Here is a 12,964-nt window from a genome sequence, read left to right as displayed (position 1 = left end):
ACAATTTGCCCTGATAATTACCAACCTATTGAATAACCCTATCCACTAGGTGGCTAATTCACAATGCTGTAGCACAGCACTTAGAATGTTGCAATGCGGGTGCAGTACCTGCGCATAAGAAATATATATTTTATTATATATAATAGATGATTATGAAAAACATAATATATTGGGTATATTTTTGATAAAAATCCTGTTCACAATAAATTTTAGTGCCATTCCCTTCATTTTTCTTAACACTCACTCACATGCAGAAAACATTACTTTCTGCGTTTCTGGCCTCACCCATTCTGTTGCAGCAGGTGGCCGCCCAGAACCGCGAAATCTCTGGCCGAGTCACAGATGCAGCCAGTGGTCAGGGGCTGCCGGGCGTTACCGTACTCGTTAAGGGTACTACCGTTGGGGCCTCTACTAACAGTGACGGCTCGTTTACTCTTAGTGCGCCTACTACTGCCTCCACCCTGGTCTTTAGCTCGGTAGGCTTTGTAACAGTGGAGCGTGCCATTGGTACCAGTTCCACATTTGCGGTAGCACTATCGGCCGACTCACGCGCACTGGATGAGGTGGTAGTAACCGGGTTGGCCACCTCTGTTAAGCGGTCCAACCTAGCCAATGCTATTACCACCATATCGGCAAAGGAACTGACGGGCAGCACGCGGCCCGTTACGGTTGATGCAGCACTGAGTGGGAAAGTGGTTGGGGCCAATATTGCCCAAACAAGCGGTGCGCCGGGAGGGGGCTTATCAGTGCAGTTACGGGGTATCTCTACCATTAACGGCAGCTCCCAGCCACTCTATATTATTGATGGGGTATATGCCGTTAATGCCGAAGTCGGCAACGGGGCCGGGGCTGCTGCTTTCAGCGGGGCCGCCGCCGGAACAGGACGTACTAGCCAAGACAATGGCATAAACCGTCTTTCCGACCTCAACCCCAATGACATTGAGAGTATTGAGATTCTCAAAGGACCAAGCGCGGCGGCCATTTATGGTACGCGAGCTAACGCTGGGGTTGTAATCATTAAAACAAAACGAGGAGCCGCCGGAAAAACGCGTATCAGTTTCAACCAGGACTTAGGGTATGCCGAGGCATGGCGCCTGCTGGGGAAAGAAGACTGGACGGACAGCAAAATAGATACCTATTATGCGTATCCTAATAATGCTACGCCAGCCCAGATAGCGGGCGTGAATGCTACTCGCGCAAGTGAAAAAGCAAAGCTGGCTGTAGCACAAGCTTCGGGTAGCATCCACGATTACGAGAAGGAAATTTATGGGAACACCGCTTTCCTGCGTAATACTGGGCTGAGCATTTCGGGTGGTAATGAGCGGACAAAGTTTTTTGTGTCGGGCTCTACCGCAAACGAAGAAGGTATTGTGAAGCGGACGGGCTTTGAACGCCACTCTATTCGGGCCAATGTGGACCACAAGATTGGCGAGCGGGTTGATTTGGGTGTAAGCGCCAACTACATCAACTCGATGAACCGTCGGGGATTCACTGGGAATGATAACCGGGGAATAGCGCTGGGCTACACATTGGCCTATATTCCTAGCTACGCTCAGCTCAACAAGAACGAGTTAGGACAATTCCCCGATTCGGAATACACGGGCGATAATCCGCTGGCCGTGGTAGAGCGAGCCATTAATGAGGAAACAACGAACCGGTATGTACAAACAGCTAGCTTAACGGTACGGCTGATTGATAAAGAGTCGTCGTCGTTGCGTTTTGCGGCCCAGGGTGGGGTCGATTTTTCCAGCAGCAATGCCCTGTTAGCGTTGCCCTCCGACATGCAGTCACAGCGCAGCTTGGCCTTGCCGGGGGCGGCCCGGGTGGCCAAAAACCAATTCTTCAACTCCAATCTGCAGGGTTTCCTGATTTATGACTGGAAACTGGGGGATGCCGTTAGCCTTACTTCACAGGCAGGTACCGTACGCCTGTCGCAGAAACAGAACCTGACGTATAACCAGGGGCAAAACCTATCACCCGGCCCGCCCTATACACCTAACCGGGGCACCGTAACAACGCAGGAAACTACCATTACTGAAGAGGCTGATTTGGGCTTCGTAGCTCAGCAGGAAGTCAACTTCCGGGACCAGATTATTGCGACGGCCGGGGTTCGGTTTGATAAATCGAACCGGAATGGCGACCCTGAAAAATACTATGCCTTCCCCAAGGCGTCCTTGGCCGTTAACATTGCCAAGTTCGGATTCTGGTCGTTTGATGCGGTGAACTTAGTGAAGCTGCGCGCTGCTTATGGCGAAACTGGCGGCCCGGCTTTCTTCGGTGGTTTATACTCTCCGTTGGTAGCCACTTCTACCGGGGGGCGGCCCGGCCTGCTGACGTCTACACTGCTCGGAAATCCTGACATCAAGCCGGAAACTGCCTCTGAGCTGGAGTTAGGAATTGACCTGGGCTTTCTGGAAAACCGCATTGGGCTGGAGGCCTCGGTGTATAATAAAAAGGTGTTTGACCTGATCAATACCTACGCCTTGGCACCTGCTACAGGTCTAACGTCTATTCGGGCGTACAATGTGGGTGATTTGCGCAACCGAGGGCTGGAACTGGCACTGAACATAAATCCGGTGCGCAGTAATTTTATCAACTGGAATTCGACCACGCAGTTTTGGCTGAACCGCTCCGAGGTAACCAAGCTCTACACTGATCCGCTGGTAGTGCCTCCGTTCAACACTGGTTCTGGTTTCGGTGCCACATTCGGGCGGAACGTGTTTGTGGTGGGCGAATCGCCTTCACGCTGGTACGGTACCCCCGCCGACCCCAATAGCCCGAATTTCAGTGGACTGACGCGCTACGAGGATGCTCAGCCTACTTTCCAGATGTCCTTCCTGAACTCGCTGACCATAGCGCGAAGCTTTGATGTGTCGTTTCTACTGCACTGGAAGAAAGACGGCTACAACAGCAACCTAAGCCGCTTACTGAAAGATGAGGGAGGTACAACCGAGGACTGGAGCACGCCTAGTCCGGAGTCGGGGGTGCCCAACGGCCTGTACCGCCAAGGCCTGACGGCCCGGGAGTTTATTCAGAACTCAGGGTATGTGCGCCTGCGGGAAGCATCCATTTACTACTCACTACCGGCCCGCCTGCGCACCAGCTTATTCAAGGAGTATGTGCAAAATATTCGGATTGGAGTTTCAGGGAACAATTTGATTACCTGGACTGATTACGTGGGCTACGACCCGGAAGTATCCAACTTTGGCTCAACGGCTAATTTTGCTCAGGTAGACGTGGCTAGCTACCCAAGCACCAGACGGATTTTCTTCCACGTCAATATTGACTTCTAGCCTTGAATTCCTATCCACATCAGCAGTTCACTCTCATGCAATATTTTCGTCAGAAGTTAGTAGCCGCCACCGTAGTGTTGGGGTTACTAGGCACTACCTCCTGCGGTTTCTTTGATGTAGAAGCCGTAGAGGACCCCAATAACCCCAGCCTTGGCTCCGTGCTGAGCAACGCCAGCAAAGCGCAGCTCGATGCCCTGGCTGTTGGCGTTGAAGCCTCTTTACGCAACGTACACAATGGCAATGCTCCGTATAACTGGTTGGCGGGTACGCTGGGGCGGGAAGTAACTATCCTGGCCTCTACAGAATCTCGCTGGTACGGGGAGTTGCAAGGCACCCGCACTACCCTGGATGATGCTGCTTACTACAATGGCTATTACACCCCCCTGGCCCAAACGCGCCGCGCCGCGCAGGTGTACCGGGAGTCGGCCAATAACAGCCAAGCCGTTACAGCGGAGCAACGGCAAGGTATTGCGGGCTTCACGCATACCTACGAGGCCTTGTCCAAGCTGCTGTTGCTAAACCTGCAAGGTGCCAATGGCATTCGCATTGATGTGGATGACCCGCTGAAACCTGGCAAATTTGTTACACCGGCCGAGGCATTAACCAACATTCGGCAACTGCTGGACCAAGGGGCCAGTGAGTTGGATCAGGCCGGCAGTAGCTTTGGCTTTTCATTGTCCTCTGGCTACACGGGCTTCAACACCCCAGCTACGTTCAAGCAATTCAATCGGGCCTTAGCGGCGCGGGTGGCCTTGTACCAGAGCGATTATACGGGAGCACTTGCCGCGCTTGGATCCTCATTTATTAGCGCCACCGGAGATTTGAAGCTTGGGCCCAAAATCACCTTCAATCCAGCCATTGCCGGAGATGCCGGCAACACGTATTTCCAAGTTTCTAACAACACGGGGGCCAACGTTATTGGTGTGCCGGATAACTTTGTAACAGAGGCGGAAACCGGGGATGCGCGCCTAAGCAAGGTGGCGCTACGCACGGCGCCGCGGGTAACCGGTGGTATTTCTCTGGCTTACGAATCCCGTTTATTCCCCACCAATACAACTTCGCTCGACATCATCCGCAATGAGGAGTTGATCTTGATTTCGGCCGAAGCCAAGGCGAATAGCGGCAATCTGGCCGGGGCTCTAACTGATGTTAATATCATTCGCACCCGGGCAGGTAATCTAGCTGCTCTGCCGGCAGGCTCTTTCACCTCCCTGCCCAGAGCCATGGACGAAATTATCAAGCAGCGCCGGTATTCGCTGTTCTTTGAAGGCCAGTATTTCGTTGATCTGCGTCGTACAAACCGTTTGAAGCCAGTGGTAACGGTAGATCCAGCCTCTACGCCCATCCAGACGCTGGCATTCAGCTCTAGCCCGTACAACCTCATTGCCAATATGCCTAAGCCAGCTGCCGAAAAGGCCTGGGACGCCACCAACCCATAAGCTAAAAGCACTGTGAGATAAAAAGGCCCCGAACAATTGTTCGGGGCCTTTTTCGTTGGGAAAATGAAGTGCTAGTTCTGCATCAGATACCCTTTGATATACTCCTCCAGGTCGCCATCTAACACGTTCTGCACGTCGGTGCGCTCAATGCCGGTGCGTAGGTCCTTGACGAGCTTGTACGGGTGCAGCACGTAATTGCGAATTTGGGAGCCGAAGTCGATGCGCTTTTTGCCGGCTTCCACCACGGCGCGGGCTTCGTTGCGCTTGTCCAGCTCTAGCTGATAGAGGCGGGATTTGAGCATACGCAGAGCGTGTTCCTTGTTCATAAGCTGGCTTCGCTCAATCTGGCACTCGATAACGATGCCGGAGGGAGCGTGCTTAAGCCGAACGGCCGTTTCTACCTTGTTCACGTTCTGGCCGCCGGCCCCACCGGCTCGGTAAGTGTCCCAGGTTATGTCGCCGGGGTTGATCTGAATGTCGATGGTGTCATCAACAACCGGATAGGCGAATACGGAGGCAAAAGAGGTATGCCGCCGGCCACTACTATCGAAGGGCGACATGCGTACCAGGCGGTGCACCCCAATTTCGCTTTTCAGGTAGCCATACGCGAATGGGCCATCAATTTCCAGGGAGGCCGATTTGATACCAGCGCCCTCACCGGGCTGATAGCTGACCTGCCGGACCGTGAAACCTTGCTTCTCGCCCCACATGATGTACATGCGCATGAGCATTTCGGCCCAATCCTGGCTTTCGGTACCACCGGCGCCGGGGTTGAAATCCAGGATGGCGGAGAGCTGGTCTTCCTCATCGGAAAGCATACGCTTAAACTCCAGGCGCTCCACTGCCTGCTCGGCGGCAGCAAATTCGCGCTGCATTTCCTCCTCGGAAACGTCGCCTTCCCGGTAGAAGTCAAACAGTACTTCTACGTCGCCGAGGAGCTTTTCCACGGCTTCATAGTCGTCCGTCCAGACTTTTACGGCTTTGATTTCGCGCATAACGGCCTCCGCTTTTTTGGAGTCGTCCCAGAAACCAGGGGTAGTGGTTTGCTGCTCGGTAGCTAGTACCTGGGCTTTGCGGGCATCGTAGTCAAAGATACCTCCTCAGGGCCTCAGCGCGGCCCTTCAACTCCTTCACCTGATCTTGGGTCATGGAAAAAAATGCGTGAGTGAAATAAAAAACACCTGGGGCTAAAAGCCCAAGGTGGACGAAAGGTCGGAAGAAATCAGCCGACCCCGTAAAAGCACTTGCGGAGTACCTCCATTGGAAGCACTCCGCAAGCGTAAGAATATACGAGTAGGCCGGCTATACGCGCACCATCCAGCCGTGCGTATCCGTGGCCTCGCCGCTTCGGATGGCTGCCAGCGCATCAGAAACACGCTTAGAAAAGGCATCGGCTGGAGCCACGGGCAGTTCAAAATCCTGGCCCTGGTAGCCGATAACGGCAATGGGGGCAATGGTAGCGGCCGTACCAACTCCAAAGGCCTCCTGCAGCGTACCGCTAGCGTGAGCATTCAGAATTTCCAGAGCCGATACTTTCCGTTCCTCCACCGGCATGCCCCAGTCGCGGGCCAGTTGCAATACGCTGCGGCGAGTGATACCATCCAGGATGGAAGTGCTGAGAGCGGGCGTTACCAGACGACCGTCGATGACGAACATGGCATTCATGGTACCGGATTCCTCCACGTACTTGTGTTCAGAGGCATCCGTCCAGATGAGTTGGTTGTAGCCTTCCTGCTGGGCCAGTTTGGTGGGGTACATGGCCGCGCCGTAGTTACCGGCGTTTTTGGCAAAGCCCGCGCCACCTTCGGCTGAGCGCACATACTTCTCCTCGAAGCGCACCCGCAACGGCTTGTTGTAGTACAGCCCAACGGGGCAGGTAATGATCATGAAGCGGTAAGCGTCCGAGGGGCGCACGCCCAACATGCCATCGGTGGCAAACATGAAGGGGCGAATGTACAGGGCGCTACCAGTAAAGTTGGGTACCCACTCAGCGTCTAGCTGAATAAGCTGGCGCAGGCCCTGCATAAAGATTTCCTCGGGCACCGCCGGCATGCACATCCGCTCGGCAGAAGCATTGAGGCGGTGCAGGTTATCGAGGGGGCGGAAGATAAAGATGTCGTTTTCCGTGTTCTTGTACGCCTTCATTCCCTCAAAAATGGCTTGACCATAGTGCAGGGCCGAGTTAGCGGGGCTCACCAGCATGTCGCCGTACGGGACAATCTGGGGTTCCTGCCACTCCCCGTCCTGGTAGTCAACTACCAGCATGTGGTCAGCGAAGGTTTTGCCGAATTCGAGGTGGTCGAAGTCCACCTCAGATAGGCGGGATGTGGCCGTGCGCTTGGTAGAAATGGTCAAGGCGTCAATCATAAGGAGTGGGGGTGGGATAATGAGGTGGAAGCACTTTACCCAACTGCCGACTACAACCAAAGTAGCGGAGGGTAAAGTGCCGGAACGGGTGGGGGAGGTAGTAGGAGAACGGGTAAGTAAAGGTGCAGAATTTCTTCCGAACACTTGTTAGTTTGGGATGGTGCCCGCGCTCAGAGGCGCGGTTCCCACTTCACTTCTTCCGCCTGCAGCTCATGAGCCATCTGGCGGCTAAGCACGAACAGAAAATCGGAGAGGCGGTTGAGATACATGACCACTAACTCGGCCACAAACTCATCCTGCTGCAAGTGAATAACCAGCCGCTCGGCTCGGCGGCACACACAACGGGCCACGTGCGCAAAGGAAACGGACTGATGCCCGCCGGGCAGAACAAATACCCGCAATTCCGGCAGGCCATCATTCATGCGGTCCATTTCTTGCTCCAGCAGGGCTACGTCTTCGGCGTGCAAATCCGGAATCTTCATCTTCGACTTCTCGGGGTCGGAAGCCAGGGAAGCGCCAATGGTGAACAGCCGGTCTTGAACTTCCTTGAGCAATGGCCGGCGGCCGGCATTTACATCCTGGTCGCGCACGAGGCCGAGGTAGGAGTTCAGCTCATCAACGGTGCCGTAGCACTCAATACGCAGGCTGGATTTAGGTACGCGCGTGCCACCAATAAGGGAAGTCAGGCCCTTGTCGCCGGTTTTAGTATAGATTTTCAAGCGAACAGAAGAAACGGTGGTTGGAAAGCTATACTACCCGCAACGGACTGAAATGTTAGCAGCCAGCGGCCATCTACTGGCTAGTTAATTGATGAATAGCCAAGTCGTGGTTAATCACATCAGTTTCCACCAGACCGTCGCGCAGGCGCACAATGCGGTGGGCATGGCGGGCAATATCCTCCTCGTGGGTTACCATGATGATGGTGTTGCCCCGCACGTACAGCGCCTCAAACAATTCCATAATCTCGTGGCTGGTGCGAGTATCAAGGGCACCGGTGGGTTCGTCGGCCAGGATGATGCTGGGGCTGTTTACCAGGGCGCGGGCAATGGCTACGCGCTGGCGCTGCCCACCCGAAAGCTCGTTGGGACGGTGCAGGGCTCGCTCAGCCAGGCCCACGTTACGGAGCGCCTCGCGGGCCATTTCCTGCCGCTCGCTCTTGCCATAACCAGCGTAAATCAGCGGCAAGGCCACATTGTCGAGGGCCGTGGCGCGGGGCAGTAGGTTGAAAGACTGGAATACGAAGCCGATTTCCTTATTGCGCACATCCGCCAGCTGGTTATCCGTCATGTTGCTGACGTTCTTACCGTTCAGAATGTACTCGCCGCCCGAGGGAGTATCCAGGCAGCCCACTATGTTCATGAGGGTAGATTTGCCGGAGCCCGAGGGGCCCATGAAGGCCACGTACTCGCCGCGCTGGATGGTAATGGATACCGACTGAAGCGCATGAATTTCCTCGGTCCCCATCCGGTAGACCTTGGAAATATCAGTGGTTTGGATAACGGGAGGCAGCATATCCGAGAGGGGCTGGGGTTAGTTCCAGGGAGCAGCGGTAGTGGCCCGAGCGGCCCGCCGCGTCTCATACTCTGTACGAAAGGTAGCGTAATCTGCGGGGGAAAGCAATGTGCCTAACCGGTAGAGCGGCGACTGTGCATATTCAGTGAGGCCAACCGGAATAGAGGCCAAGATGTAGGCCTTCAGCAGCGGGATAGAGGCGGGGTTGTATTCGATGCCGCGCAGCAGGGTGTTGTAGGCCAGGTTATAGTCGCGTTGGCGCGTGTAAAAATCTGCCGCCGCCACCAGGCCATTCTCCACAAAGGGGGCCTGCTGCGTCAGCTGGGCGTATAGCTCGGTTGCTTTCTGGGGCTGTTTGTTGGCATCGGCTAGGGCGGCCCGGAAGTATAGCTGTTGGAATTGGTCGAAGCCTTCAAAACGACCCTGCTGCACCAACTGCTGCAAAGCTGGCCATTGCTGAGTACGCACATATACTTCCCCCCAGATAACGTTCCAAGGGGATGCCCCGGCCGCCCGCACCGGTGGAGCCACTTGCTGCAAGGTTTGCTGCACGGCGGCCGTCTGGCCTTGCTGCAAGGCACGAGGCAACTGCGCAAGCGAGGCAGTGGTACGCAGGGCTGGGGTTGTAATGGTAGCGGCGGATGGTAGGAGGTCAGTGGCGGGCAGCTCGTCGCCGCGCACGGCCAAGAACTGCGTGCGCAGAGAATCCGAAACCTGGGCAAAGCGGCCCCGGAAATCAGGCTCCAGAATTGCCAACAGCCGTTGCGCCACCAAACCAGCCGCCGGGTCAGCGTTGAGGGGGATACGGCGGGCTATCTGGCGGGCTGAATCGGGCTGCCCGGTGAGGGCGAGGGCGTAGGCAGTGGGTAAGGCAGCAGTAGGAGCACCGTTTTCGCGGGCTTCCTGCAAGCGGCTGGCCGCCGGAGCGGGAAGGCCCTGTTGCAGTAGCCAAAGCCCTTGTAACTGCTGGTAGTAGGCTGCACCCGCGCCGGAGCCAATGGCCAAAGGTGCTAGGGTGCCTTGCGCCGCTACCAGCTGGCCGCCGTACTGCTGGGTTATCGCCTTAAGAAACACAAGCTGGTCGTGGTATCCCTCATTAGCCGGGTGAGCCAGCAGCGCGGGCAGCAGGGGTAACAACGTGGTATCACGCTGCAAAGCGCGGCCCAGCGCCTCATGGTACAGCCGGGCAAAGCCGGCCGGCGTGAGTGTGCTATCGGGGTAAGCCGGGGTGGTTGCGGAGGAGGCTCGCTCATTGGCCAACCTGGCCAGCAGAAGCCGGTTGCTCTGGAGGGCATCGTCGGGGCTGGTGGTGCTTGCCTGCGCTAATTCCTGGGCTTGGGGCCACTGCTGCTGCCGAATGAAGTAGGCTAGTTTATTCGCCTGTAACACAGTATTGCCGGAGGATGCGGCCTCGGCACGAGCCTGATAAAACTCGACGGAATCGGTGAGGGTGGAGCGGGAGTACAGTTGAGCCAGGTCGCCATTGAGGGCCGCGCTATTAGGGCTGGCTTTCAGTGCTTCCCGCAGTACCGCCAGCCGGTCGAAGAAGTCGGTGGGCTCGTTGTAGAGGGCCGCCAAGCGCAAGGAAATCTTCTCGGAAGGGCGCCGCGCCAGCGCCCGCCGCAGAATGTTGATTTCGTTCTGACGCTGGAGCCGGAACCGGTACAAGGCGGCCCGGCCTAGGCTGGCCTTGTGGTTGTGTCGGTCCAGCGCGTCGCTCTCGGCATAGTACCGCTCGGCCAGCAACGCCTGCGCCATATCGTCGGGGGCGTACTCGCTTTCCAGACGGGCCAAGTCGCCGAGGTTGTTAAAGGAAGCAGCTTGTACCTGGTCGAGCAGGAAGAAGCTGCTGCGTTGGGCTACCACCAGCAAAGCGGAAAGCCCCAAGATGTACATGGCGTAGAACGGAAACCGGCGCGGCTCAAACACTACCCGGTACACCGGCAGCTTCTGCCGAAGCAAAGGCGCAAAATTCAGCAGTACGTACAGCAAAAATGCTGCGCCCACACACAGAAACGCCAGCACCGTAAAGTCGCGGCCGGCTTGCAGCATGGGGTCGTTGGCCGTGGCCAGGGCGTAACCGAGTACGGCGGCGGCCAGTAGCACCAGCACGCCGTACAGAATCATAACAGTTTCGGGATACGGCACCCATTCCTGGTAGGTAGCTGCTCGCCGCCGCAAGCCAAGACCCCCAACCACTATGGCCGGAATCAGCAGCACATACGGGTCGAGATGCAGGCCGGGCAGAAGCACCACCTCGCTCTGATTGAGGTAATACAGCAGGAGCATCCCCAGGTACAGAGTGCTAACCAGCAGAAACGGCCACAGCCCGTAGCGGCCCGCCGGGGTATCAGCCTGGGTATTCAGCCACAGCAGGCCATGCACATTCTCAAACGCCACCCACAGTACCAACAAGGCAAACGCTACGGCTCCACTGGCAGTAAAAAATGCGCCCAGGTGCAGGGCAGTTACCTCCGGTGCCCCGCTACTACGCAGGAATAATACGGCCCCCAACCCGCCTACCAGCAGCGCGAAAACGCCGAGGCGGGGCAGTAGCGGCACATGGGGCCGGAAAGCGTGGAAGTAATAGGCCGGGCCACCCAGCAGCGCTAGGGCTAGCAGCAGAAAGTATTGCTTCTGCACATCAAATACTCCCAGCAGGTCGGCGTTCAGCGACATCAGCAGGAAAATGACCAGGGCCATACCCGCCACAAAAACCAGCCGGGTGGCGCTGCTGATGGCGGCCAGAAAATACACTAAAGCCACACCCACCAGCAGCATCAGCGCCAAGGCAGCATTGGGCTGCAGGAAGGGGCCGGCCACATCGAACGTTTGGGTTACGAGGTAGCCGTTGGCCTGCACCGGCAGTTTTTCCAGACCGACGGCCACGGTAGACACCATTACGGGAACCGGCGTAAGCTGGACAACGGGCCGCAGGGGCAGAACTACATCATCGGCGGTGGCGTACTGCCAGCCAATTAGGGCTACTGACAGCGTAACGCACAGCGCCAGGAACACCAAAGGGCCTCGCCACCAAGCGGAGCGGGCCGAAGCTGCGGGAAGGAAAGGAACCGACACCAGGGACTATTCCAGCACTTTGGGTACGCGGAAATAATCGGAATCCTTGCGCGGGGCGTTGCTAAGACCCGCCTGGTGGCTCACCGTATTCCGGGATTCATCGGGGCGCAGCACGTTGATTTCCTGCGACAGATGTACCAGGGGCTCTACGTCGTCGGTATTAAGCTGGCGCAGCTGGTCTACCCAATCCAGGATTTTGTTTAGGTCGCCGAGCATTTGCTGCTCCTTGGTTTCGTCAAATTCGAGGCGGGCCAGATGGGCCAGGCCCCGCAGGGTGTTCAGGTCGGTGCTCACGGTAGTATGAAAAGCTGAAGGTCAAAAATACGCAAACGACGGCGGCCTAAGCCGAAGTATGTTGGCGGGTAGTCGGCGGGGCCGAGGCGGGTTTGCGCCACGTGCTGGCTTCCGGAATGCCGCCCGCTTGAGGGCGCAGCGCACTGGCAATAACGGAAAAAGCCTGCTGTTTCAATTTAGGCGCATCTTCGGCAGTGAGCCCCACTGTCGGAATGGGTTCATGCAGGATGATGGCCAGCGGGGAGTAGCGCACCCGCAGACCCTCAACGTCGGGCATGAAGCGGTGGTTCAGGGGCATGGTAACCGGCACGATAGGTACGCCCGCCGCAATAGCCAGCTGGAAGGCTCCTTCCTTGAACTCATCCAGTTGCTGACCAGGGTGCTGACCAATACGGCCCTCCGGAAAAATGACTACTGAGCGGCCGGCTTCCAGCGTGCGGCGGGCCTGCACCATGGCCCGGCCCCGACTCACGGCACTGCTGCGGTCAACGGTGATGTACACGCTGCCGAAGATGGGCCCCCATAGCGGTACTTTTGCCAGGGAGCTTTTGCCCATGATGTTCAGCCAGCCCGGAATAGAGCGAAACAGCAGCGGAATATCAATGTAGGAGCTGTGGTTGGCCACGTATACGCAGGGCTGACCCGGTGGCAACGGCTGCTTCCGAATGGTTTCGACGGGCACGCCCCACATCAGAATAAACAGACGGGCCCACTGCCGGTTAAGGGCGTGCAGGTAGCGGTGGTGCTGGGGCCGGCGGCTCAGATACCATTGCAGAGGATACGTCAGCACGAAAGGCAGCACAAACCAGAAAGTGGCCCAGGTAGTGTATAGCCGATGACCGATATAGCGAAGCAAACGCAGCATACGCACAAATTTAGCGTGGAAAATGTGCGGAATATGAAGGACCGGGGAAACGAGGTTGCTGGGCAAGTCTCACCCTGCGCTCTGGGAAGAAGGCAGCAATCTGCTTGGCACGCCTA

At 56.7% G+C, this 12,964-nt stretch carries 9 protein-coding genes; 2 read left to right on the top strand and 7 right to left on the bottom strand.

Annotated elements, in window-relative coordinates; genetic code table 11:
* Nucleotides 1-248 precede the first annotated feature (248 nt).
* Together ABIB60_RS09240 and ABIB60_RS09235 are read left to right on the top strand one after the other, a co-directional pair.
* Nucleotides 249-3,293, top strand: coding sequence for a SusC/RagA family TonB-linked outer membrane protein (locus ABIB60_RS09240; protein ID WP_354579350.1), 3,045 nt, complete (start codon nucleotides 249-251; stop codon nucleotides 3,291-3,293).
* A gap of 35 nt (nucleotides 3,294-3,328) precedes the next feature.
* A complete protein-coding gene (locus tag ABIB60_RS09235; protein ID WP_354579348.1) occupies nucleotides 3,329-4,732 on the top strand; it encodes a RagB/SusD family nutrient uptake outer membrane protein in 1,404 nt (467 codons plus the stop codon).
* 71 nt (nucleotides 4,733-4,803) lie between these two features.
* Here the strand turns inward: ABIB60_RS09235 and prfB are convergent.
* The 7 genes from prfB to ABIB60_RS09200 all read right to left on the bottom strand — a co-directional run bounded on the left by prfB (nucleotide 4,804) and on the right by ABIB60_RS09200 (nucleotide 12,848).
* Nucleotides 4,804-5,881 (bottom strand): peptide chain release factor 2 gene (gene prfB / locus ABIB60_RS09230; RefSeq protein ID WP_354579346.1). Its coding sequence is split into 2 segments (ribosomal slippage): nucleotides 4,804-5,820 and nucleotides 5,822-5,881, totalling 1,077 coding nucleotides; the frame shifts between segments, so codons are not numbered across the junction.
* A gap of 153 nt (nucleotides 5,882-6,034) precedes the next feature.
* On the bottom strand, nucleotides 6,035-7,099 hold the full coding sequence (locus ABIB60_RS09225; RefSeq protein WP_354579345.1) for a branched-chain amino acid aminotransferase: 1,065 nt from the start codon (nucleotides 7,097-7,099) through the stop codon (nucleotides 6,035-6,037).
* Nucleotides 7,100-7,269: 170 nt separating this feature from the next.
* Entirely contained in the window at nucleotides 7,270-7,818 is a 549-nt protein-coding gene (locus ABIB60_RS09220) for a cob(I)yrinic acid a,c-diamide adenosyltransferase (protein ID WP_354579344.1), read from the bottom strand.
* A gap of 73 nt (nucleotides 7,819-7,891) precedes the next feature.
* Nucleotides 7,892-8,611: an ABC transporter ATP-binding protein gene (locus ABIB60_RS09215; protein ID WP_354579343.1), complete on the bottom strand. Its 720-nt coding sequence runs from the start codon at nucleotides 8,609-8,611 to the stop codon at nucleotides 7,892-7,894.
* 18 nt (nucleotides 8,612-8,629) lie between these two features.
* Complete coding sequence (locus ABIB60_RS09210; RefSeq protein WP_354579341.1) at nucleotides 8,630-11,689, bottom strand: tetratricopeptide repeat protein; 3,060 nt, start codon at nucleotides 11,687-11,689, stop codon at nucleotides 8,630-8,632.
* 6 nt (nucleotides 11,690-11,695) lie between these two features.
* Nucleotides 11,696-11,983, bottom strand: coding sequence for an Asp-tRNA(Asn)/Glu-tRNA(Gln) amidotransferase subunit GatC (gatC, locus tag ABIB60_RS09205; protein WP_315998548.1), 288 nt, complete (start codon nucleotides 11,981-11,983; stop codon nucleotides 11,696-11,698).
* Nucleotides 11,984-12,029: 46 nt separating this feature from the next.
* Nucleotides 12,030-12,848, bottom strand: coding sequence for a lysophospholipid acyltransferase family protein (locus tag ABIB60_RS09200; RefSeq protein ID WP_354579339.1), 819 nt, complete (start codon nucleotides 12,846-12,848; stop codon nucleotides 12,030-12,032).
* Nucleotides 12,849-12,964: the final 116 nt, after the last annotated feature.

Origin of the sequence: Hymenobacter sp. UYP22 (assembly GCF_040547285.1) — a bacterium.
In the GTDB taxonomy this organism is placed as follows: Bacteria; Bacteroidota; Bacteroidia; order Cytophagales; family Hymenobacteraceae; genus Hymenobacter.
The sequence above is the reverse complement of the archived record's forward strand: the minus strand, read 5'-3'. Positions and strand labels throughout refer to the sequence as shown.

Excerpts from the sequence above, each read along its gene's own strand:
- ABIB60_RS09240 (WP_354579350.1), top strand. The coding sequence starts at position 249 with ATGCAGAAAACATTACTTTCTGCGTTTCTGGCCTCACCCATTCTGTTG.
- ABIB60_RS09235 (WP_354579348.1), top strand. The coding sequence starts at position 3,329 with ATGCAATATTTTCGTCAGAAGTTAGTAGCCGCCACCGTAGTGTTGGGG.
- ABIB60_RS09225 (WP_354579345.1), bottom strand. The coding sequence starts at position 7,099 with ATGATTGACGCCTTGACCATTTCTACCAAGCGCACGGCCACATCCCGC.
- ABIB60_RS09215 (WP_354579343.1), bottom strand. The coding sequence starts at position 8,611 with ATGCTGCCTCCCGTTATCCAAACCACTGATATTTCCAAGGTCTACCGG.
- ABIB60_RS09200 (WP_354579339.1), bottom strand. The coding sequence starts at position 12,848 with ATGCTGCGTTTGCTTCGCTATATCGGTCATCGGCTATACACTACCTGG.